Genomic DNA, 24,229 nt, shown 5'->3' on the forward strand with positions numbered 1-24,229 from the left:
CTGACAAGTGTGGGAGGCCGTATGCCTACCCCCTTTCGCCCCGCTTGGTTGCCTGTCTTGCTGCTGCCGGGGTTGCTCTTCACCGGCTGCGCTAAAAAAACGGCCGCCGCGGGCGGTCCGGCCACCGGCGGCCAGCGCCAGCCGGTCGAAGTTGTGCAAGTGGCGCGGCGCGACATGGTGGAATCCCTTTCCCTCGTCGGTTCACTCGCGCCGAACGAGACGGCCCAGATCCGCGCGGAGATTTCCGGCCAGGTGCGCGATGTGCTCTTTGACGAAGGCCAGCGCGTGACGCGGGGCCAGGTGCTGTTGCGCATTGATGATGCCGAGCTCCGGGCCCAACTCGCGCAGGCCGAGGCGCGGTTTCATCTCGCCGAACTCAACCTGAAACGCAGCGAGGACCTCACGCAGGCCCGCTCGATGTCGCAGGCCGAGGCCGACCGCATGCGCTCGGACCATGCCTCAGCCGAGGCGGAGCTGCAGCTGCTGCGGGTGCGCCTCGCCAAGATGGAAATCAAGGCGCCTTTCGATGGCATCGCCGGCGCCCGCACGGTTTCACCCGGCGATTACGCCACCGGGTCCACCCCCATCACGACCATCGACGACCTCACGCGGCTGAAGGTTGATTTCCAGGTTCCCGAGCGGTTCACCGATCGCATCCGGCCCGGCTCGGCTTTCACCATGAGGGCGCAGACCCCGGCGGGCGAAATCCGCACCGCCGGCGAGGTTTATTTCATCTCCTCCGTGATCGACCGCACCACGCGCTCCAGCCAGGTGAAGGGGTATCTGGCCACCGAGACGAGCGGGCTCAAGCCCGGCATGTTTGCCAACATCGACATCGTGCTGCAGGTGCGCGGCGGGGTGCTGGCCGTGCCCGAAGGGGCCATCCTCACCACGCCAGCCGGGCCGCAGGTGGTAGTCGTGCAGGACAAGGACGGCGGGAAGGTCGCCGATTTTGTCGGCGTGCAGCTGGGCTTGCGGGAAACCGGCCTGGTCGAGGTTGCGCCGCTCAAACCCGGCGCGCTCACCGAGCAGCACCAGATCGTGGCCTCGGGCGTCGGCGCCCTGGTGCTCTATCCCGGGGTGAAGCTCGAGCCCCGCCCCCTGCGCCCCGAGTTTCGCATCGGCAACTGAGCCATGATCCTTTCCGATGTCTCCATCCGCCGACCGGTGGTGGCCCTCGTGGCCTCGATCCTCGTCGTGCTCATCGGTCTGCTCAGCTTCGCCAAGCTGCCGGTCCGCGAGTACCCCCTGATCGACTCGCCGGTGGTCTCGGTCGAGACCAGTTATCGCGGGGCCTCCGCCGAGGTGGTCGAGGCCAAGATTACCGAGCCGTTGGAAAAGGAAATCGCCTCCATCGACGGCATCCGCGTCATCCGCTCCAGCTCCCAGGAGGAGTCGTCCCGCATCACGGTCGAGTTCGGCCTGAGTCGCAGTGTGGACGAGGCGGCCAACGATGTGCGTGACCGCGTCAGCCGCGCCCGCGGCCGGTTGCCCGACGAAATCAATGAGCCGGTCATCACCAAGGCCGATGCGGATTCCTCGCCGGTGATCACGCTCGCCTTCAATTCCGAACGCTACAGCCGGTTGGAGCTGGTCGAGCTGGTCGAGCGCATCGCGATCCAACGCCTGCAGACCATCCCGGGCGTCGGCACGGTGGGCGTGCGCGGGCCGCGCTACGCCATGCGCCTGTGGGTGGACAGCGACCGCCTGGCCGCGCACCAGCTCACGGTGGGCGACGTGGAGAACGCCCTCCGCCAGCAAAACGTCGAGATTCCCGGTGGCCGCATCGAGTCCAGTTCACGCGAGTTTCCGGTCCGCATCGAAGGGCGCATGACCCAGGTCGCGGAATTTGAAAACCTGGTGCTCGCGACCCGGGGCAACTATCAGGTCAAGTTCAGCGATGTCGGCCGGGTGGAGCTGGGGGCGGAGGAGTACCGTTCCGAGGCCTATTTCAAGGGTCGGCCCACGGTGGGCGTCCAGGTCCTCCGGCAGGCCCAAGCCAACGTGCTGGATGTCGCCGCCGGGGTTAAAAAAATGATCCCGCTGATCAAGGCCGACCTGCCGGACGGCATCAACGTGGACATCGGTTTTGACAGCTCCGTGTTCGTCGACCGCTCCGTGCGCGAGGTCTACAAGACGCTCTGGGAGGCGTCGGTGCTCGTCGTGCTGATGATCTTCCTCTTTCTCCGCGACTGGCGCGCGACCATGGTGCCGCTGGTCGCCATCCCGGTGTCGATCATCGGCTCGTTTGCCGTGATGAGCTGGATGGGTTTCACGATCAACACGCTCACGCTCCTCGCGCTGGTCTTGGCGGTGGGCCTCGTGGTCGACGATGCCATCGTGATGCTCGAGAACATCTACCGGCGCATCGAGGAAGGGGAGGGCCCCATCCATGCGGCCATCTTCGGCGCGCGGCAGGTGGCCTTCGCGGTGATCGCCACCACCCTCACGCTGGCGGCGGTGTTTCTGCCGGTGGCCTTCCAATCCGGCCAGACCGGGCGGCTGTTCTTCGAGTTCGGCATCACGCTCGCCGTGTCGGTCCTGGTGTCGGCCTTCGTGGCCCTGACTCTGACCCCGATGCTGTGCTCGCGGGTGTTGCGGCCCAAGATCGTGGACGGCCAGGCGCAGCACGGTTGGTTCTACCAGAAGACCGAACCTTTCTTTGTCCGGCTCAACGGCCTGTTCGAGCGGACTCTGCGCGGGGCTTTCCGGGTCCAGCCGCTGGTGCTGCTGGGCGCGCTGCTTTTCACGGCCGGCGGCATGGCGCTTTATACCCAGCTCCAGCGGGAGCTCACGCCGCTTGAGGATCGCGGCATCTTCACCGCCAACCTGATCGCGCCCATCGGGGCGACGCCCGAATACCTGCGGCTCTACTCCGTGGACATGGAGCAGATGATCCTGAAGATCCCCGAAATCGACCGCACCTTCCACCGTACGGGCGACGGCGGCCGGGCCTTTGTCTTCGCCACGCTCAAGCCGTGGGAGGAACGGGAGCGCAAGACGCAGGAGATCGTTGCGGAGCTCCGGCGCAATTTCCAAAGGGAGGTCACCGGCGGCCAGGCGGTGGCCAATCCCGTGCGCCCGTTCGGTGGCGGCCCCCGGGGCGGCGCCGGCGGCGTGCAACTCGTGCTGCTGGGCAGTGATTTCGACGAGTTGCAGCGGCTGGGCGGGGAATACCTGAAGGCGATGCGCGAGAGCGGCCAGTTCATCCAACCGCGGGTGGATCCCTCACCCACCAAGCCGCAGCTCGACGTGAAGATCGACCGGGCCAAGGCCGCCGATCTCAAGGTGCCGATCAGCGCGATCGCCTCCACGCTCGAATCCCTGCTCGGCGGCCGCCGCGTGACCGAGTTCCAGCGCGGCAACCAGCAGTATTACGCCATTGTGCAGGTGACCGACGAAAACCGGGCCACGCCCAGCGACCTGTCGCGCCTGTATGTGCGCTCCACCGACGGCGTGCTGGTGCAGCTGAGCAATGTGGTCAGCTGGTCCGAGAACACGGTGCCGGAGAGCTACCCGCACTTCAACCGGCTGCGGTCGGTCACGGTGTCGGCGCAGATGAGCGAGGGGCGCACCATCGGTGATGGCGTCGCCTTCCTGAACAGCCTCAGCGAGACGACGCTGCCGGCGGGCTACACCTATGCCTGGGACGGCGAGACCCGGGAATTTGTCGAGAGCGGCAACGACACCCTGATCCTCTTCGGCCTCGCCCTGCTGTTCACCTTCCTGATCCTGGCGGCCCAGTTCGAGTCGTGGATCCATCCGGTCACGATCTTCACCGGTGTGTTCATCGCCGTGGCCGGCGGCCTCCTGGTGCTCTACGCCACGCGTTATTGGGGCGTGGCGATGACGGACAACCTCTTCTCCCGTTTCGGGCTGATCATGCTGATCGGGCTGGTGGCCAAGAACGGCATCCTCATCGTGGAGTTCGCGAACCAGCTGCAGGTGGAGAAGGGCGAGGACGCCATGACCGCCGCCTTCGAGGCGGCGACGATCCGTTTCCGTCCGATCCTGATGACCTCCATCTCCACGGTGCTCGGGGCCGTGCCCATCGCCTTCGCCTCGGGCGCGGGGGCGGAGACGCGCAACCCGATGGGCATCGTCGTCGTAGGCGGCCTGACGCTCTCCACCCTTATCACGCTCTATGTGATCCCGATCGTCTACGTGCTGATGGACCGGCTTTGCGTCCGTTTCACCGGCCACTCCAGCGCTCATGGCCTGAAGAAGGCGGCGGAGATCGAACGCGAGACCGAAAGCCTGCCGGCCACGGCGCACTGAGGATTGCGATTGTGCCGCCGGGTGGATTCCGTTTCTTCCCCCAGCATGATGCGACCACTCTTCCGCCCTCTGTTTGTGATCGGCCTGCTCCTGGGCGGCCAGGCCGCCGGCGCCGAGGATCTGGCGGGGGCGCGCGCCGAGCTGGCTGACGTGACGGCGCGATACGCCGAGAGGCATCCCCGGGTCATCGAGCAGAAGCTGCGCGTGGCCGAATATGAACGCCAGGCGGACACGCCGGCGCCGGCTATCCTGCGCACGGCGCGGGTGGAGCTGGCCGTGATGAGGGCCCGTTACGCGGAGAAACACCCGAAGCTCCAGGCCCAGGCGGCCCGGGTGAAGGCCATGGAAAAATCGGTTGGCGCCGATCCGGCGACCCCGGATGAGCTGCTGGAAGCCCAGGCCGAACTGGCCGCGTTGTCGCTGCGCTACGGGGACAAGAACCCGCGCCGGGTGACCGCCCAGGTGCGCGTGAACGCCTTGGAGAAGCATCTGCGGGCGCCGGGGTCGGACTCACACGAGCTGCGCCTGGCGCGGGTTGAACTGGATGTATTATCGGCCCGCTATGGGGCGAACCATCCCAAGGTGATCGCGGCAAAAGAGCGGGTCGCCGGGCTGGCCAAGTAAGCCGGGCGGGGGCCCCGCACGATCGCACGGGCGGGCTCGCCCGCACTGCCGCATGCCTGAACGGAGCCCCGGCGGCCTCGCCGGGATCAGGCGGGTAAAAAAAGACCCGCAGCTTGCGGCTGCGGGTCGGGGAGGGGAGTGGCGGCTCAGGCCTTGCCGGACTTCGCGGCCTTTTGACGGGCGGCGTTGTTCAGGATCCGCTTGCGCAGGCGCAGGCTCTTCGGGGTGACCTCGACCAGCTCGTCGGCGGCGATGTACTCGATGGAGCGCTCGAGCGAGAGCTTGGTCGCGGGCGTGAGGCCGGAGGCCACGCCTTCGCCCTGGGAGCGGAAGTTGGTGAGCTTCTTCTCGCGCACGGCGTTGATGGCGATGTCCTCGTTACGGGGATTCTCGCCGACGATCATGCCCTCGTAGACCTGCTCGCCGGGGTTGACGAAGAGCTTGCCGCGCTCCTGACACATGACGAGGGCGTAGCCCGTCGTCTCGCCGGCCTCGGTGGCGATGAGCGTGCCGGTGATGCGGGTGAGGACCTCGCCCGCGAGCGGGCCGTATTCCTTGAACAAGTGGCTGAGCACGCCGCGGCCGCTGGTGGCGTTGACGACGTCGATCTCCATGCCGATGAGGCCGCGGGTGGTGATGACGGCCTCGAGCATCGTGGAGTGGGAGAGCTTCTCCATGTTGGTCAGGCGGCCCTTGCGGTTCGCCAGATTCTGCATGATGGAACCGACGCACTCATCGGGTACCTCGATCCAGACGGTCTCGTAGGGCTCCTGGCGCTCGCCGTTGGGTCCGATCTTCTCGATGACGGTCGGGCGGGAGACGAGGAGCTCGAAGCCCTCGCGACGCATCGTCTCGACCAGCACGGCGACCTGCATGGCGCCGCGGGCCTTGACGTTGAAGATGCCGGCCTTGTCGGAGTCCTCGATCTGGATGGACACGTTGACCTTGAGCTCGCGCATCAGGCGCTCGCGCAGCTGGCGGGAGGTGACGAGCTTGCCTTCCTGGCCGACGAGCGGGCCGTCGTTGACGCAGAACTGCATCTCGAGGGTCGGCGGGTCGATCTGGGTGAAGGGGAGGGCATGGGCCTCCTCGCGCACATCGAGGGTGTCGCCGATGTCGACGTCCTCGAAGCCGGAGAGACCGACGATGTTGCCAGCCGCGGCGCTCTCGACCTCACGCTGGCCGAGGCCGGTGAACTCGAAGATCTTGGTGATCTTGGCGCGGATTTTTTTGCTGGTCTCGTTATGGCGGATGACGTTGACGGCATCACCGATGCGGACGGTGCCGCCGAGGATCTTGCCGACGGCGATACGGCCGACGTAGTCGCTCCAATCAATGTTGGACACGAGCATGTGGAAGGGCTCGTCGGGCTTGGCGAACGGGGGCGGGACGTGCTCGATGATCGTCTCGAAGAGGGGGGTCATGTCCTTCTTCTCCTCGCCGAGGTGGTACATCATGTAGCCGTCGCGGCCGGAACCATAGACGACGGGGGCGTCGAACTGCTCCTCGGTGGCGTTGAGCTCCATCAGGAGTTCGAGCACCTTGTCGTACATCTTGGCCGGGTCGGCGTTCTCGCGGTCGATCTTGTTGATGACGATGACGACCTTGAGGCCGTGCGCGAGGGCCTTGCGGAGCACGAAACGGGTCTGGGCCTGGGGACCGTCATAGGCGTCGATCACGAGGAGCACGCCGTCGACCATGCGGAGGGCGCGTTCGACCTCGCCGCCGAAGTCGGCGTGGCCGGGGGTGTCGAGAATGTTGACGATCTTGTCCTTCCAGTGGACCGAGGTGTTCTTGGCCTTGATGGTGATGCCCTTCTCCTTCTCGAGGTCCATGGAGTCCATGGCGCGTTCCTCGACGCGTTGGTTGGCGCGGTAGACACCGCCCTCCTTGAGGAGCTTGTCGACCAGGGTGGTTTTACCATGGTCAACGTGGGCGATGATGGCGATGTTGCGGATGTTCTGGTTCATGTTCGGGCGGACCTGTTTAAAATGGGAAAACGGTCACGGTGCGTCCCGGCCCGGGGCTTGGCAAGGCTGAACCTGAGGAAGCTGTGTGACGTCGAGGCGGCGCCTCTGACGGAGCTTCGAAAGTTACCTAACTCCCTTGAAGTCAGCGCGCCGGGCCATGGCTAGAGCCATGGTTCCGGGCATAAAGTTGGGCCCGGCGCGCTGAAAAGGGGTGTCTACTAAAGATAAAGGCCCGGGTTCCTTGCGGAACCCGGGCCAAAATCGGGGGTGGGTGCTCGCCACGCACTCTTCCCCATTCGCACAACATTGGGCGCCTCGCTTTCGCGGGCCGTGTGCTTCCCGACGCTACTCATCGCGGCATGCGATGCTGTCGGTCTCATAGCGGGACCGTCCCGGACATTTCTGCTCCGGAATTTTTCGAGTGAGGCCTCTCCGCCCGGTTCGGCTCCATCTGCCGATGGGAAACTCGCCGGACGGGTGTTGGCACGCCTGCAACGTGGCATTTCGCACCAGCACCTTGCCACGGGGACGGCCCCGGCTTTTGGCCGGGCGTTGGCCCCGTGTAACGGGTCTGACCTCTTACCTCTCAGGTTGCTTTCGATTTGCAGTTGGGTGATCCCGCTTTACGGGACCGCCCCAATGAGGAGGTTTTGCGAGCTTTGCCAGACTCGCCCGCTCCCCGCTGCGCCTTGTCCCTTTCGCGCCCCGCCTTTGCGGGCCGGGCCTTTTGGTGGGGTGGACCCACCGGAACAACGCGCTGCGTCCTGGTCATACAGTAGCAACCATAACCCTCTGGGTAACTGCATCGGTGCAAGGCCCGAAACTGGCCTTGGACCTGACTCGGCTCGGACGTGGTTTCTAGGTCACGCCTCGCCGCACAGCTCCTATGTCGCAATACTGGAACGGCTGCGACGCCGTCCAGAGGAACTGGTGATATTTGCCTGCCGGCGGCTCGCGCCGCGGAGGGGAGGGCGTCACCAATTAACGCCCGCCTTTCCCCGGTTGCCCGGGATTATCCCAGTCGTGCTCCCGGCGGGTTTTTCATGCCGCCGTGCTTCGACTGTTCTATCAAGGAACGGATGCAACATGCGTCCCGCACGGCGAAAAGTCACGGGGTTGTTCCTCCCATCTTATTCACCCCCGCGGGCGGGTTCCGGTTTTTCCACCGGTGAATAACTTGTGCGCATCCGCTTGCTCCCCGGTTGTTCACATGTTCGACGGACAAGGGGGAACTGCGGCCTTGCGGCGTCGTCCGCCGGCGCCGACAAGAAAGCATGTTGCCCCGCCCCCTGCGCCTGCTCGCCCGTCTCGTTGTCCTGGGGTTGCTCCCCGTGATGCTCCGCGCCTTGCCTGAATCCGGCGAAGTGCACGTGTGGGAAACGCAGGAGATCACCTTCCAGGCGGCGTCGGACTACGCCAATCCCTACGCCGAGGTGGATTGCTGGATCGAGCTCGAGGGCCCCGGTTTCGCCAAGCGCGTGTACGGCTTCTGGGATGGCGGGCGGACCTTCAAGGTGCGTTTCGTCACCACGGCTCCCGGGGAATGGCACTGGCGCTCGGGCTCCAACCAGCCGGCCGACGCCGGTCTGAATCGCGGGGCCGGCAAACTGAAGGCCATTGCCTGGACGGACGCGGAAATGGCCGCGAATGCCAACCGCCGGGGCTTTGTCCGCACCGCCGCCGGTGGTCACGCCCTGACCTACGCCGACGGTTCGCCGTTTTTCCTGGTGGGCGACACCTGGCTCGCGGCCTCGACCTGGCGTCTGCCGTGGCGCGGGGCGCCCGCGACCCCGGACTACGAGCCCGCCAGCGGCATCAGCTTTGAGGAGGCGGTGGCCTACCGCAAACGGCAGGGGTACAACTCCGTGAGCTTCATCGCGGCGTTTCCCAACTGGGCGGCCGATCACCGCGGCGCGACCTTTGCCAACGCCGACGGCATCTACCTGCGCAACGCCTGGGAAAAATTCGGCCACTGGGCGCCCAACGCCCGGATCTCCACGGCGGACGGCGCGACCACCACCGCGAAGGATATGCATGACGAGGACGGCAACCGTCCGTTTGAGATGATGCCGGATCGCGACGACGGTCTCGCCAACTTCGACCGCATCAACCCTGCGTACTTCCGCAGCCTCGACCGCAAGATGCGGCACCTGGCCGACGAGGGATTCGTGCCCTTCCTCGAGACCATCCGCCGTGACAACGCCCCGGCCTGGAAGGCCTATTTCGATTTCAACGTCTCCTATGCGCGCTTCGTCCAGTACCTCATCGCCCGCTACGGTGCCTACAACCTCGTGTTCAGCGGCATCCACCTGGATTGGATCCCGAAGGACTTCAGCCTGACCGCGGATGAGTTCAATGCCGCCCTTACGCATCACTGGAAAACTTACGGTCCGCTGCCGTTCGGCCAGCCTTACACCGTCTTGATCGACAGCGCCACCCACAAGGTCTTCGGACACGGCGAGACCGCCCCGTGGCTGACCATGCATACGGTCGGCAACAAGCCGCGCAACCATGCGATCTACGCCTCGCTCGAGGAAATCTTCCGCCTGACCCCCGCGTATCCCGCGGCCAACCTGGAACCTTATTATACGGGCTGGAACCACGCCATCAATCGACCCGGCGGCGAGACCCCGGCGGAGAATTCGGACCGCGATAACTATTTCGCGCGCGCCATGATGTACGGTTCGTTCCTCTCCGGCGGTCTGGCCGGTCATGTCCACGGCACCGCGGCCTACGATCTGACAAGCACTGGCGAGCCGGCCGGCTGGCGTCCGCATATCTGGACCGCCCTCCGTTACGAGTCGGGAGGACAAATGAAGCACCTGCGTGACTTCGTGCTGTCGGAAGGCGTGCGTTATCAGGATCTCGAGCTCGCCTCGGCTGATCTGTCCACCCGCTCGACCGCCAATCCCCTGGACGACGGTCTGGACGGCTGGTCATTCATGATGCGCACCCCGGAGCGTGATTTCGCGCTGCTCTATTTTGAAAACCGGTCCGGACCGGCGCAGCTCGCGGGCTTTCCGCCCGGGGCGCGTTACCGTTGGACCTGGTTCAACCCGCGCCAGGGCGGCTGGAGTGAGGCCCCGGAATTGGAGGTCGATGCGGAGGGAAAGCTCGCGACGCCGTCCTTCCCCGTGGGCGAGCCAGGCATCATCAACGACTGGGCGGCGAAGCTGCGGCGTACGAAGTAGGGCCGACAACGCTTGGCGCCGCGGCCATCGCCGACGGTCCGGGGGCAGGCGGTTCCTCGCGCAGGCGCGCCCGGGCTTAACCTCTGTTCGCCGCGTCTTGGGTAGCGGGGTGGGCGGCCGCTCCGGGCGTGGGAAGCCGGGGCTGCCAGCGGTAAAGCAGCACGATGGCGCCCACGACAAAGGTGAGGCCGGGCGCGCTGGCCTCCAACCCAAATGAACCGCCGGTCACCCAGTCCGGAGCGGAATCAAAGTGGGGGGCCAGCAATCCCGGTTGCTCTGTTCCGCTGACCCCGAACCCGAGGACCGCGCCCTGCGTCAGGTTGGCCATGAAATGCAGACCGAGGGGCATGGCCAGGCTGCCGGTGCGCAGATACGCCAGGCCGAAGAGGATTGAGGCCAGGAAAATGTTCACGCTGCCGAGCAGTTTGCCGGTGCCGGCCATCCCGGGGTTGTTCAGGTGGGTGAGGAGAAAATAAGCGGCCATCAGCAACTGCGCCGGCCACGGGCCGAGACCGGCGACCAGTCGCTGAAAAAAGAAACCCCGAAACATCAGCTCCTCGGCCATGGCCACCCAGATGCCAAGGAGAACGAGGGAGGGAAAGGCGGCAAAACCGGCCGGGTTGGGGCTCCACACGACGCTGCCGCCGAGCCCCAACAACAGCGCCGGTGCCAGCATCAGCGCGGCCCCCAGCAGGCCGCCCAAGCCCAGCTGGGCCAGCCAGCGGCGATCAAATCGCCCCCACAATTCCCGCTGAGGCCGGCGCCGGCCGAGCTGGCAGACGCCGGAGGCCAGGGCCACGATCGCCGCCTGGTGCAGTGGGGACAGTTCGGTCCCGGCCTCCTGGGCGAGCAAGAGGGCGGGGATCAGCAGCGCGGCCAGCACCAAAAAGAAGAGCGCAATCCACCACCCGTTTCGCAGCTGCCGCTCGGCGTTATAGAACGGGTGCAAGCGCATGGTCTGATGGCGGCAGGGGACCACCAACGGGGAAGCGGGGCAAGCGATTCCGTCCCGGCCCTCCAGACGCGATCCGGATGATCAGGATTGAACCGGTGGCGCCTCGGCTGGTTCTCCTGCCTGTCCGGTTGGCAGGTTCAGAAAGCGATTCGTGGAAAAACATGCGCACCGGCCCGGGGACGGCCGTTCAGCCAACGGCGGGTTTCACCAACCATGATCTTTCGAGCCTGACCGCATCAGGGCCGGATGCCCGCGATCACAGCGCCCCCGCTCCATGTACGTATACATACGCATGCGGGGCCAATTGACTGGCATAGACGGGATATGCCGCGAGCATGACCGGCGCGGCGGTTTCCCAGACAATTTCGCTGCCTATTACAGTATCTATGACCACCTCGATGAACCGGCCTCATCATCGCCTCGCGAACGGTTTAGCCCGCGTTGGCTTGCTTGTCCTCACCTGCCTAGGCGCAAACGCCCTGATTCAAGCTGCGGCCCCGGCTAGTTCGGCTTCGGCGGTCTTCACCGACAGTTCTGCGGCTGGGTTGGCTGGAACCAAGCGCGTCGCCATCACCAGCGTGCTGGTGTCATTTCAGGCATCCACGTCCAACCGGACTGACACCAATGGTATCCTGGCCAACAAGAGCGATACCGAGGCCAAAATGGTCTGGCCTACCATGGATCCCGCCGAACTCGGCGCGATCACCGACGAAATTTACGCGCAGTTGCGGACCGATTTGGCCGCCCACGGCTTTGAAGTCGTGCCCGAGGCCACCGTGCTCGCCAGTCCCACGTATCAGCAGATCGTCAAACTGGCCGCCTTTAGTAATTTCTCCAAGTACGGTAACATGGAAGGCGATGTCATGCTCGTCGAGGCAAGCAGCCTGAAGCCGTACGTGCCGTTTTCGCTTGAAGTCGGGACGTTTCCCTATCCGTTCAAGGGCGTGATCAAGGGGTGGTCATCGAAGGATACCGGCGGACTTACCGCCAACAGCACCTACTACACCGCCGACCTGCCCAAACTCGAAGTGGCCCTCGCGAAGGAACTCAATGCGCACGTGGTGAAGGCCACCTACCTGGTGACGCTCGGCTCGGCGAAAGCCGGCACCAGCGGGCGCATGTTCCGCGCCGGATCGGCCCACAGCGGCTCGTCGGTCACCAACACTCACACGGCCGAGATATTCCCCCAGGTTGGCATCCGGGCCACGCACACACGCATCGCCTTCCGCACACCCACCGGGAAACCCAAGGGCCAGACGACCTCCCGGGCGAAGCCGGTGCCCGCCAAGGACGGCGATGTCGTGGTCACGCTGGCCCAGCCGCTGCTCGGCGCCACGGATCTGTTTTCGTTCACTTCGGCCTCGCAGGGCAAGGGCGTGTGGGGCCTCGCCCCGGGAGCCGACATGAAGTTCACCTTCACGGCCACGCTCACCGATCCCAAGGCGTATCACGACGAGGTCGTCGCCATGGCGAAGGCCGCGCAAGAAGACCTGCTCGCGCTGGTGCAGCAGTAAGCCACGGGCTTTTTCCCGTGGGAATGAGGCACGGTGCCAGCGCCGGCCCTCCGTCATTATCCGTGCGATGAAAAAACACCTCCTGTCCCCCGTGCGGATTCTTCTGCTCGCGACCTTGACCGCCGTCCCGATCGTAAGTCAGGCGGCGGACTGGACCGACAAGAACGGGAAACGGATCTACATTTCCGAGGATTTCCAAGCGGCTCAAAACGCACAGTCCCGGGCCTCACTTGAGGCTTACCGGAAGAACGCGCAGGGAGTCTCGGGCCCAAGCGAAGCGGGCCCCCTGGATTTGTGGCTGCGCGAGTTGCAGGCGAAAGAAGAGGCGAGACTGAAGACCGAACAGGAGGCGAAGGACAAGCAGTTGTCCGAGAAACGCCAGCAGGCGGAAGGGGAGAGAAAGCAGGTGCAGGCCGCGCTTGAAGAGCGCCGGCGGCAGGAGCGCGAGGATGCGCAGATCGTGGTGGTGGGCGGACAATTCATGACGGGCAAGGCAGCCCGGTTGAATCGGGAGGCGGAGGCCGACAAGGCCGCGTGGGATAAATGGGCATCGGACAAAGCAGCGTTCGACCAGGTTTACGGACCGATCATCCGGACCTTCGAGGCCGCACGCGAAGCCCAGCGCAACGGAACCCGCTTGATCGTGCCCGCCGATGCCGAGCCCATTGCCCGGGCGCTGGTCTCTGACTACCATCAGGGCCAAAGACTTTCCGGACTGAATGAGGTCCGGGGCACTGAGGCGGAACTCTTCGCTGTCGGCATGGACCTTTACCGGCAGTGTGATCTAACGCAGGCCAGTCTCACCGGGATCGCTTGCACCGCGGCCGCGTTGAGCGGTCGTGGCCGGATTCTCGTCGACCGGTTTCTGGCGGAATGCGCGGACCGGAAGAATGCGGCCAACGGCCCCGGCAACCGGGGCGCCTACGGCTACGATAAAGGATGGGCTGTGCTGGCGTGCGCTCTCGCGACCCCGGACGGCAAACTGGACGAGGATCAGCGTCGCCTCGCGGCGGCGCTGCTGGCGGAGGTGATCAATGGCCGGCCCGTGGATGACTATCCTGACTTTGAGGAAAAAACGGTGGCGGCCCTGCTGGTCGCAGCCGCCTGCCAGGCACCTGAGTTGGGGCAACTGCCGCAGATGAGGCTAAACTATATTCCGATGGTCAGAAAGAGTATCTGGACCCAAGGCTTCCAATCCTATCCCGCGCCTGTCATGGGAGCGGTTCCGCTGGTGCCCTCCGCACTCGATGCGCAAGTCTGGTTGAGCTTGGCCATACGGTTGGTTCTGTCTGACGGGTCCGCTTATCCCGGCCTCTGGTTTGCGCAGGTCCGCGCCGTGCTCAATGGCAAGACGGGCTTCGTCCTTTCCGCCACGGCCCGGCAAACCCTCCAGCAGGCCCTGGACGGTTGGTGCAACCGGGCTCAGGCTTCGCCGTGGCTGCGACAGGCGCTGCAGGCGGACTTTGACCTGACTTGCGCGGTGCTCGAGGGGAAAATCGCGGAAAACGATCCGCGCGCCGCGGAGCTGAAAGCACTGTGGTATTGGGACTGCCTCATCCGGGATCACGACGAGACGGCCTTGGTCGGGGAAAGGATTAAGGATTTGGCCAACGAAGACCCTTTCCATTCCGGGGTGACGGGATTTCTGCTCCACGCCGGAGCCCCGGCCGTGGAGCGATACATCACGGCAGTTACAACGGCCGTCCGGGGTGAGCCCGATGGTCTGGCCACCTGGACGGCGATCCAGGAATTGACCAATTTTCGGGTGGCAGAGGGTGAAAAACTCCCGGACCTCGGGATCTCTCCCGCGGCCTGGCGTCGGCTCGTGATCGCGGGCGAAGCCTCCCGGCAGCTGAACGCCCGGTGGCAGTGGAATGATCCGAGAAGGGATGAAGCGCCGACGATGGCCCGGATAAAACGCATCCGGCAGGACATCCTGGGGGAGTCCGCCGATGAATTAAAACTCCCGGAATATTCCCGTGAACCAGCGGATTTCGTGCGGTCGTTGCTCCTCCTGACCGAAGGCGGTCTGATCCCCGAAGCCCGGCCCGCGGTGAAAAAACTGCTGGAGAACAAGGAGGGCGTTACCGATCCGACCACCGTGTGGCTCATCGCCCGAATCCTCGGCATGGAACTGGGCGAATGGGCGCAGGTTGGCACGTGGCTGGACGATGACCGCCGCCGGCCGAACGACCGCAGCAATCCGCTCTATTTGCCTTACCTCGTCGCGATCATCGCGCGGGAACATGCGACCGGCTATTGGCACCAAAAGGAATTCGACCCGCTGGCGCAGCCTGCCAATGACACCGAACGGATCATGCACGAGGCCATCGACGAACTGGCGGTCGAACTGGCGGACTCGGAAGCGTATGAATCCTACACGGACGCGCAGCGGCGGCCCTTCCTTTTCCTGCGGTTGCTTGAGCCGCTCTCGGCGGAACCCGGGGTGAGGTCTTTGCTCGCCCACGCCATGGTGGGTGCGGCCCAGCGCATTCACTCCGCGGCCCTGGCTTACCACACGGCCACGGGCACCGATCGCGAATACGCGATGTCTGGCATTGTCTACCCGCCGACTTACCGGGTGATTGAGCTGGCTGCGCTTACTTTGGACTGGAAGGAAATCTCCCCGGATTTACGAGTCGTCGCGGCCAATCTCCTGATTGATTTTACTTCGGACTATTCGGACAAGCACGGGCTCTTTGCCGTGCTCGATGGACTCATTGCGGGTGAATCTGATCGGCTGGCTGATCCGGTGGCTTACCTGGCCGGGCAATTCACCGGTCAAGCCGCAGAAGAGTATGCCAGTCAACGTCGCGCGCTGCTTCGCGTCGCGAAACTCCCCAGGGGTTCGCTTCAGACCGCCGTCCCATGGGATTCGATTCCGAGTGTGGCGGCGAGAGATGTCCTCCCTCCGCCTGAGGCCACGCTCGCGGCGACCACGGCGTTCGAGTCCGCCGCCGTCGGTTCGCCGGAACGGGCGAAACTGGCTGAGACCTTGGTGACGGTGCAACTGACCGCCGATCTCGAAAATCCGTTCGAGCGCTCCGCCGAGAAAGCGCTTTATTCTGCTGCGAGCAACCACACGGATGATGGCGTGGCCGCGTTGGCTTACGCGACGTTGATCCGCCGCGAGCACAACGAGATTCCCTGGGCCTATCCGCCGGCTTCCCGGCTAGTCACGGATTTGAGGAGCTTGTCCGCATTCAGCTTTCGCGAAAAAGAGAATGACTGGTATACCCGGAGTCGCGAAGCAAATGGCTTCGCCGCACTCGTGCTCGCCTACCAGAAAAGAGTTCCCGGTGCCCGGACTCGCTTGATCGAACTCTATGATCCCGTCCTAGGGGACGAAACCCGCTTTGCGCTCGGCAGCGAAACCCACTCATTGCTCGATGATGACAGCAGTGGTTTCGCGCAGATCGGCACGCGCGCCCGGCTTGCCGCCGTTGGCACCAAGGACGCGACCAGTTGGCTGCAACGGGTGACCGCGCTCCCGTCGGCCGAGGACGAGGCCGGACTTACCGCGCTTTATGTCAATGCCGTCCGGGCCCATGCGCAGCCGGAAGTAATTACGACCGAACTGCTGCGCATGGTGCGGCAGGATACCGCGGGCAATGCTGAACGCGCCGCGCTGCACACGCTGATCGCCGACGCCGATGCGCCACGTTTTTTCGGGTCCGCCTGGCGCGACGACAGTCCGACTCCTTTTAAGTCCGCTTGGATGCTGGAGATCCTCGACCAGATGGCCGCCCTGGAGATCCCGGTGCCGGAGGATGATTTCACCCAGCCCTTGGAAGCCGAGTCCGAGCAGCTCTTAGCATCCGTTCCCGAGGGCACCGACGTGCCGGAGGAAGTCATGGCCCGGCTCAGCATGATCTCCTTGGCACTGGGCAGTCACCGGGCAGAATATCAGGAACAAAAAACGCGGGAGCGCATGCGGCGCCTCGACCCTAAAACCAAGATATTGCTGGCGTTTGCCTCCACCCGCACCACCTCGGAACTCGCCCGCACGATCATTCACGGTGCCCCCTACGATTTCATCAACAGCCTGGTGCAAATCGCCGCGGAGGAGGATCCGTCATTAATACCGTTGTTGCTCCGCTATAACGTAAGTGCCGCCGGCTTGAAACCGATAACGGCCGAACACTGGGCCCTCCTCGCAGAAGGCCGGCTCTGGCCGCTGCCCGACGGCGTCCGCGAGGCGGAATAGGTGGCCGGGGAGGGAGTTGCCCGATGACCGAGGCTTAGCCTTGCGCTGTCACCTCGGTCGGGCTCAATCGACCGATCCATGCCCGCACCGCGCGAACTGCCCATCTACGAACTCGAGGACCGCATCGTCGCGGCCGTGCGGGGGCAGGGGCGCCTGATTGTCCAGGCGCCGACGGGGTCGGGCAAGTCCACGCAGGTGCCGCAGATGCTGCTCAACCACGGGCTGCTGGGGGAGGGGGAGGTGGTCGTGCTGCAGCCGAGGCGGCTGGCGGCCCGCATGCTGGCCAAGCGCGTGGCGGAGGAGGTCGGCACGCAGCTGGGCGACGTGGTCGGCTACCAGATCCGCTTGGATTCGCGCGTGTCCAAGGCGACGCGCATCCGCTTTGTGACCGAGGGCATATTGCTCCGGCAGATGTCTTTTGACCCCACGCTGCGCGGCATCAGCGCCATCGTCTTCGATGAGTTCCACGAGCGGCATCTTTATGGCGACATCTCCCTGGCGCGCGCGCTGCAGATCCAGCAGTCCCAACGCCCCGACCTGAAGCTGGTGGTCATGTCCGCCACGCTCGACGCGGTGCAACTCAAGGCCTACATGGCGCCGTGCGAGGTGCTGACTTCGCAGGGCCGGACCTTTCCGGTGCAGGTCGAATACCTTTCGAAAACCGTGGATTTCGACCACGATCCGGTGTGGGCCGTCGCGGCGCGCGAGTGCGAGCGGGTCGCGGCGAAGACCACGGGCGATATCCTTGTCTTCATGCCCGGCGCCTACGAAATCAGCCGCACGGTGCAGGATGTGCAGGGATCGCACGGCTTGCGCGGGTTCATCTGCTTTCCGCTCCACGGTGAACTGCCGCCCGAGCAGCAGGACCGGGCCGTGGCCCGCTACGAGACGCGCAAGATCATCGTCTCGACCAATGTGGCCGAGACTTCCCTCACGATCGACGGTGTGACCGCCGTGGTGGACTGCGGCCTGGCCCGCGTGGCGCGCTATGATCCGCACCGTGGCATCAACACGCTGCTGATCGAGAAGATCTCCGTGGCCGCCTCCGACCAGCGCGCCGGCCGCGCCGGCCGCACGGCCCCGGGCATCTGCGTGCGGCTGTGGACCGAGAACGAGCATGCCCGGCGTCCCTTGCAGGAACTGCCGGAGGTGAAGCGACTCGACCTCGCCGAGGTGGTCCTGACGCTCAAGGCCGCGGGTATCGATGACATTGCCGCCTTCCCCTGGCTGGAGAAGCCGGAGCCCAAGGCGCTGGAACGGGCAGAGATGCTCCTGGAGGATCTGGGGGCGATTGGCGCCGCGGCGTCCTCGCCGCGGGGGGAAGACCGCACCGGGGTCGGTGCAGCTCCAGCAAAATCCATCACCCCGACCGGCCGGAAGATGCTCCGCTTCCCGATGCACCCTCGCTACGCCCGCATGTTCCTGGCGGCGCAAGATTATGGGTGTGTGCGCTCGGTGGCCCTGATGGCGGCGCTCACCCAGGGCCGGAATTTTCTCCTCCGCAACGTCGACAAGCGCACGCAGGAGGCCCGCGACGATCTCTTTGGCGAGGAACACGAGTCCGACTTCTTCCTCCTGATGCGGGCCTGGCGCTACGCCGACAAGGCCAACTACAACGCCGACGCCTGCCGCCGGCTGGGCATCCATATCCAGGGCGTGCGCGCCGTCGGCCCCCTGTTCGAGCAGTTCCTGCAGATCGCCCAGGCCGAGAAACTGGACATCGCGGAGAAGCGCATCGACGGCGTGGCCGTCCGGAAATGCGTGCTGGTCGGCTTCAGCGACCATCTGGCCCGCCGGCTGGACCAGGGCACGCTGCGCTGCGAACTGGTGCACAAGCGCAAGGGCGTGCTCGCCCGCGAAAGCTGCATCGACCAGGCCACCCTGCTGGTGGCGGCCGAGATCACCGAGATCGAGAGCCGGGGCGAGGTGAACACCCTCCTCAATCTCTGCACGGCGGTCGAAGAGGCGTGGCTCAAGGAAATCTTCCCCGAGGATTTCCACGATGCCGGCGGGGTCTCCTATGATGTGACCGCCCGCCGCGTCCTGGCGCGCAAGGAGCGCCGGTTCCGCGATCTCGTGCTGGAGTCCAAGCCGACGGCCGAGGAGCCGCCCGAGGGCGAGGCGGCGGCGCTCCTGGCCCGCGAGGTGATGGCCGGGAGCATTGTGCTCACCGAGTGGAACGAGGCGGTCGAGCAATGGATCGTGCGCGTGAACTGTCTCGCCAAATGGTGGCCGGAGCTGGAGGTCAACCCCATCACCGACGCCGACCGGGCCACCCTCATCGAGCAAATCTGCTACGGCAGCCACGGCGCCCGCGAATTGAAGGACAAGCCCGTGATGCCCGTCCTGCGCGACTGGCTGCTGGCCGAGCAGCTGGCGGTGCTCGATGACTACCTGCCGGAGCGGCTCGTGATGGCCAACGGCCGCAAGGCCCGCCTCACCTATACCAAGGACGGCCCGCCGGTCCTGAGCGCACGCATCCAGGAGCTCTACGGCGTCAGCTCGAAATTCACGCTGGGGCACGGCCGCGTGGCGGTGAAGATCGAGGTCCTGGCGCCCAACCAGCGTCCCATCCAGGTGACCGACGACCTTTCGAATTTCTGGACGGAGCAGTATCCGAAGATCAAGACCGAGCTCTCCCGCCGTTACCCACGCCACGAGTGGCGCTAAGGGTGCGGGACCCCGAGGCTGCGGCGGACCTGACCCAAGGTCGCCTGGATTTCCCGATCCGCCGGACGCAGCCGTGCCGCGGTCTCAAGGTACGGGAGTGCGTCGGCGGGGCGGCCGCGCTGAAGCAGCAGCAGCGCGACGTTGTAGTGCGCCTCCACCGATGCCGGGCGCAGCGCGATCACGCGCTGGAAGTGCGGCAGCGCCTCGTCCACCCGGCCCAGCTGGTAGAGGGCTGCGCCCCAGTTGCCCTCGGCGTCGGCATGGTCGGGTACGAGCCGCACCGTCTCGGCAAAATGCCCGATCGCCGCCGCGGGCTGGCCGGCGGCCAGCAGCCCGACGCCGCAGCGAAAATGGGCGTGGGGTTGATCGGGCTGCAACGCGAGGACCCGCTGATAGCCCGCCAGCGCCTCCGGGCCACGGCCCAGCCGCTCCAGGGTCAGGGCCAGGGCGTAGTGAAAATCGGCGCTGTCCGGCCGCATCTGCGTGGCGAGGCGGTTTTCGACCTCGGCCTCAGCGAGGCGGTTGAGCTGAAAATAGGTTTTCCCGAGGTTGAACCGGGCCCAGGGATTGCCGGGGGCCTTGGCCACGGTGTCCGTCCACAAGGTCAGTTCGCTGGCGTAATCCGCGCTGCGGCGGATCGTGACGAAGCCTGCGACCAGGGCCGCCAGCACGCAGATCACCCACGCCGGCTGCCGGGCCAGGCGGAAGAGGCCGGTCACCAGCAGCGCCAGCACGCCCGCCAAGGGCAGGTGCATCCGGTGTTCGGCGATGGTCTGCGACAGCAGCGGGTAGACGCTGGAACTAGGGGCCAGGATCACAAAGAACCAGGCGCCGAGAAAACCGATCCGCGGGTGGCGCACGAGCGCGTAGAGCGTGGCGCCGAACAAGGTGGACATGAGCAAAAACTCCCCGCGCACGGCGTGCAGGCCCGGGGCCAGCCAGTCGCCGTAGTCGATGATCAGCGGATGCGGCCAGACGGAGAGCTTGAGGTAGGTGGTCAGGGCGTGCGCTTGCGTCAGCAGATAGGTCCAGGATGACACCCCCTGCCCAAAGCCCGAGGTGCCACCGCGGCTGCCACCGGAGTCCACCACCAGCCAGACGAGCAGCAGCCAGCAGGCCGCGAAGGCCGCATGCCAGCGTCCGCGCTGCTGCCAGGCCTCGCGAAAGGTCCCAGCCACAAAAGTCCGGTCAAAGAGCAGGGTGAGGAGGGGGGCGGCCACCATGACCTCCTTGGAGGCCATGCCGAGCAGGCAGACAATCCAGGCGGCCGCGAGCCACCCCCGGCGTCCCCCGGGCTCCACCGCCCGGACGAAGCAATACAGCATGAACAGAAACCAGAGACTGACGATGGCTTCGGTGCGCTGGATGACGCAGATCACCGTTTCGCTTTGCAGGGGATGCACGGTCCAGAGCAAGGCCGTGCAGAACGCGATCGGCCGGGCCAGGGGGCGCAGCCGCGCGGGCCCCCGGCGCAGGGTCAGGGTCCGGCGCAGGAGACCCAGCAGCGCCAGCGCGCCGAGGACGTGGAGCGCGATGTTGGTGAGCCGGTAACCGCGGGGATCGAGTCCCCCGACCGCGTGGTTGAGGGCCAGGGAGAGATTGACGATCGGCCGCGAGTCCGTGCCGGCGCCGTTCGCCGGCGGGCGCAGCACCTGACCCAAGTCGGCCAGATCCCGGATGGTTTCATTCTGCACCACCGCGGGGAGGTCATCAAAGACGAAGGGCGCATCCAAGCTGCCGTGGTAGGTGCCGAATCCCGCCAGGACGATGAGCACCGAACCCACCCAGCCAGGTATCCGGACCCGGGAAGGCAAGGATGGCGGGATGGAGTTTACAGACATGAATGCAGTATGGTTTGGTCAGTTTACCGGTCGGCCAAGGATACGGTCAGTCCAATAAAAGACCATGCTTTCGACAGGGTGTGCCGGACAAGGGGGAGGGATGGCCGGTGGGCGGCCCCCGTATGACACCGGAAGGCGCTGAATTTCGCTTTCGCCGCGGCACAGGAATTGCGTATTCATCCCCCCGAATGCCGGCTCCCACGCACGCCCTGGATCAACATGCCAAGCTACGGGCCGAGATCAGAAGTCTCGGCGCGACGCTGGGTCAGACCATTGCCACCCTTGAAGGCCCCCGCACCCTGGAAATGGTCGAGGCCCTGCGCACGCTGGCGAAAAGCAGCCGCGCGGGGGACCATGCCGCCGCGCAGGAACTGGCCCACACCATCGGGCGGCTGACGCCGGCGGACGCCTTCAACCAGGCCATGGCCTTCACGCTCTACTTTGAACTGGTCAACCTGGCTGAGGAAAATTTCCGCATCCGCCTGCTGCGCGAGCGCAACCTGCGCCACCGCGGCGCCCTCGCGGCGGGCCACGCCAGCGAGCCCCTGCGCGAGTCGATCGAGGCCGCCGTCATCGAGCTGAAGCAGGCCGGGGTCTCCGCCCAGAAGATGCAGAAACTCGTGCGCCAGCTCTCCATCGAGCTCGTGTTCACCGCCCATCCCACCGAGTCCAAGCGCCGCACCATGCTGGAGAAGCTGGCCACGCTGGCGGGCATGTTGCGCAGCCACACCTTCGAGGAAATCCAGCATGCGCCGGACGACGTCCGCCGGGAAATTGTCTCCCTCTGGCTCACCGACCGCAGCCGCACCGAGCGGCCGATGGTGGAGGACGAGGCCCGGACCGGCCTGTGGTACTTTGACCGCACCCTCTACCGGCTGCTGCCGCGCCTCCACGCCGACCTGCAGGAGGCGCTCAACCGCCATTATCCGGGCGTGCGGGCGCCCAACCGCTGGCTTTCCTTCGGCTCGTGGATCGGCGGCGATCGCGACGGCAATCCCGGGGTGACAGCGGGGGTGACGGCCGAGGTCCTGCGGATGAACCGGCGGATGGCGGTCCGGAAGCTGGCCGATGTGCTTTACCGCTTGGCGGGCTCGCTGACGGTTTCGGATCGCCGGGCGCGTTTCGCCCCCATCATCCGCCGCATGGCCGACGAATGCCGGTCCTCCTCCGCGATGATGTCCCGGGTGGGCTCACGGTACCCGCGCGAGCCGTATCGCATCATTCTGAGCAGCCTCCGGGAACGGCTCCTGGCGCAGGCGGAGGCCGGGGCCTTGGCAGAGGACTCCTCCGGTGACGCTCAGGAAACGACCGCCACCGTGCGTGGCATCCTTGCGCAGATCGAGGCTGACCTCTTGCGGGACCGGGCCGCGCCGCTGGCCTGTGGTGAACTGCGCGATGCGATCACCTGCGTGGATGTTTTTGGCCTGAGCACCGCGCGCCTCGACCTGCGGCAGCACTCGGGACCGCACGCCCGTGCGGTGGCGGAACTGCTGCAGCGTCCCGATTACGAGCAGTTGGCGGAGCCGGACAAACAGGCCCTGCTGACCGCGGCCCTGAAGGGTGCCGTGGCGCTCACGACCGACCGGGTGGCCGCCCTGAGCCCGGAGACCCGCACCGTCATCGAGCCGCTCTGCCTGGCGTTACGAGCCCAGCAGCATTACGGGCCCGACGCCCTCGGCATCTACATCATCAGCATGACCAACGAGGTGTCAGACGTGCTGGAAGCCCTGTGGCTGCAGCGGCTGGCGGGCGCGCACCTGCCCATTGCGCCGTTGTTCGAGACGCTCGACGATCTCAGTCGCGCCCCGGCGATCCTGACCGCCCTGTTCACGCACCCGGCCTACGCCGCCGAGGTGGCCCGGAACAACCGGCACCAGCACGTCATGCTGGGCTATTCCGACTCGAACAAGGATTGCGGCTACCTGACGGCCAACTGGGCGCTGTTCCAGGCCCAGGATGCGATCATGCGCGTCTGCCGGCAGCACCGGATGCGGGTCACGCTCTTCCACGGACGCGGCGGCAGCATCGCCCGAGGCGGCGGTCCCGCGGCCAAGGCGATCCTGGCGCAACCGGTGGGGCTTAAGGACGGTGGCATCCGCGTCACGGAGCAGGGTGAAGTGCTTTCGACCCGCTACCACGACCCGGACCTGGCGCACCGGGTGTTGGAGCAGATGGCCTACGGCGTTTTGCTGGGCGCGAACGAGGCGCAGCAGGGTTCGCGGCGCGTACCCAAGCGCTGGGCCCAGGCGATGGAGCAGATGAGTGCGGCCGCGCTCGCGGCCTACCGGGCCTGCGTGCACGAGGATCCGGATTTCCTGACCTTCTGGCGGCAAGCCACGCCGATCGATGAGATCAGCGAGCTCAACTTCGGATCGCGTCCCACCTACCGCCGCAAGGGCAGCATCAGCGTGGGCGACCTGCGCGCCATCCCCTGGGTGTTCTCGTGGATGCAGAGTCGTTTCAATTTCCCGGGCTGGTATGGCTTGGGCAGCGGCTTGCACGCCGTGCTCGGCCGCAAGGGAGGCCCCAAGCTGCTGCGCGAAATGTATCAACGCTGGCCCTTCTTCCAGACGATGGTGGACAACGCGCAGCTGACCGTCTGCAAGGCCGACATGTCCATCGCCAAGGTCTACGCCTCGCTGGTCGAGGACGCGCGCCTGCGCGAGAACGTGTTCAATCGCTTGGCCGGGGAGTTCCGTCTGACCGAGGAGATGATCCTCGCGGTGACGGGGCAGGCCCACCTGCTGGAGAACGAGCCGGTGCTCGCGAAGTCGATCAAGCTGCGCAATCCCTACGTGGACCCGCTCAACTACCTGCAGGTGGAGATGATCAAGCGCCGCCGCGTGCGCCGCCTGAACAAGCCGGACCGGGAGGGTATCCGCGCCGTGATGGAGCTGACGGTCAACGGCATCGCGGGCGGGTTGAAGAATACGGGGTAAGACCAGTCTTCAGCTGGTCCGGGCCGGTCGGACACCGGCC

Annotated in this window: 11 protein-coding genes; 8 read left to right on the top strand and 3 right to left on the bottom strand. The window is 65.7% G+C overall.

Features of this window, described 5'->3' with window-relative positions; genetic code table 11:
- The first annotated feature begins 21 nt into the window (after window positions 1-21).
- From Verru16B_RS13165 to Verru16B_RS13175, 3 genes are read left to right on the top strand one after another with little or no spacing between them, the layout of a single operon-like run.
- Window positions 22-1,131 (top strand): efflux RND transporter periplasmic adaptor subunit, encoded by a 1,110-nt coding sequence (locus Verru16B_RS13165; RefSeq protein WP_083270336.1) that lies wholly within the window; start codon window positions 22-24, stop codon window positions 1,129-1,131.
- 3 nt (window positions 1,132-1,134) lie between these two features.
- Window positions 1,135-4,278: an efflux RND transporter permease subunit gene (locus tag Verru16B_RS13170; RefSeq protein ID WP_069962712.1), complete on the top strand. Its 3,144-nt coding sequence runs from the start codon at window positions 1,135-1,137 to the stop codon at window positions 4,276-4,278.
- A gap of 45 nt (window positions 4,279-4,323) precedes the next feature.
- Window positions 4,324-4,902 carry a hypothetical protein gene (locus tag Verru16B_RS13175; RefSeq protein WP_069962713.1) on the top strand — a complete coding sequence of 193 codons (579 nt, stop codon included), beginning with the start codon at window positions 4,324-4,326 and terminating at the stop codon, window positions 4,900-4,902.
- Between the two features lie 146 nt (window positions 4,903-5,048).
- On the opposite strand, the gene typA is transcribed toward Verru16B_RS13175, so the two are convergent.
- Window positions 5,049-6,872: a translational GTPase TypA gene (typA, locus tag Verru16B_RS13180; RefSeq protein ID WP_069962714.1), complete on the bottom strand. Its 1,824-nt coding sequence runs from the start codon at window positions 6,870-6,872 to the stop codon at window positions 5,049-5,051.
- Window positions 6,873-8,146: 1,274 nt separating this feature from the next.
- On the opposite strand from typA, the gene Verru16B_RS13185 reads away from it, so the two are divergent.
- Window positions 8,147-10,063: a DUF5060 domain-containing protein gene (locus Verru16B_RS13185; protein ID WP_069962715.1), complete on the top strand. Its 1,917-nt coding sequence runs from the start codon at window positions 8,147-8,149 to the stop codon at window positions 10,061-10,063.
- A 76-nt stretch (window positions 10,064-10,139) separates the two neighbouring features.
- Here the strand turns inward: Verru16B_RS13185 and Verru16B_RS13190 are convergent, their stop codons facing one another.
- Entirely contained in the window at window positions 10,140-11,018 is an 879-nt protein-coding gene (locus Verru16B_RS13190) for a CPBP family intramembrane glutamic endopeptidase (protein ID WP_157772410.1), read from the bottom strand.
- A 386-nt stretch (window positions 11,019-11,404) separates the two neighbouring features.
- On the opposite strand from Verru16B_RS13190, the gene Verru16B_RS13195 reads away from it, so the two are divergent.
- The 3 genes from Verru16B_RS13195 to hrpB all read left to right on the top strand — a co-directional run bounded on the left by Verru16B_RS13195 (window position 11,405) and on the right by hrpB (window position 19,409).
- Window positions 11,405-12,532, top strand: a complete 1,128-nt coding sequence (locus Verru16B_RS13195; RefSeq protein WP_157772411.1) for a hypothetical protein — start codon at window positions 11,405-11,407, stop codon at window positions 12,530-12,532.
- A gap of 67 nt (window positions 12,533-12,599) precedes the next feature.
- Window positions 12,600-16,739 carry a cell envelope integrity TolA family protein gene (locus Verru16B_RS13200; RefSeq protein WP_069962718.1) on the top strand — a complete coding sequence of 1,380 codons (4,140 nt, stop codon included), beginning with the start codon at window positions 12,600-12,602 and terminating at the stop codon, window positions 16,737-16,739.
- Between the two features lie 78 nt (window positions 16,740-16,817).
- Window positions 16,818-19,409: an ATP-dependent helicase HrpB gene (hrpB, locus tag Verru16B_RS13205; RefSeq protein WP_069962719.1), complete on the top strand. Its 2,592-nt coding sequence runs from the start codon at window positions 16,818-16,820 to the stop codon at window positions 19,407-19,409.
- Here the strand turns inward: hrpB and Verru16B_RS13210 are convergent.
- Window positions 19,406-21,250: a tetratricopeptide repeat protein gene (locus Verru16B_RS13210; protein WP_083270337.1), complete on the bottom strand. Its 1,845-nt coding sequence runs from the start codon at window positions 21,248-21,250 to the stop codon at window positions 19,406-19,408. The two genes, hrpB and Verru16B_RS13210, sit on opposite strands and share 4 nt — an antisense overlap.
- A gap of 188 nt (window positions 21,251-21,438) precedes the next feature.
- On the opposite strand from Verru16B_RS13210, the gene ppc reads away from it, so the two are divergent.
- Window positions 21,439-24,189, top strand: coding sequence for a phosphoenolpyruvate carboxylase (ppc, locus tag Verru16B_RS13215; RefSeq protein ID WP_069962721.1), 2,751 nt, complete (start codon window positions 21,439-21,441; stop codon window positions 24,187-24,189).
- Window positions 24,190-24,229 lie beyond the last annotated feature (40 nt).

This window comes from Lacunisphaera limnophila (assembly GCF_001746835.1).
Lineage (GTDB): Bacteria > Verrucomicrobiota > Verrucomicrobiia > Opitutales > Opitutaceae > Lacunisphaera > Lacunisphaera limnophila.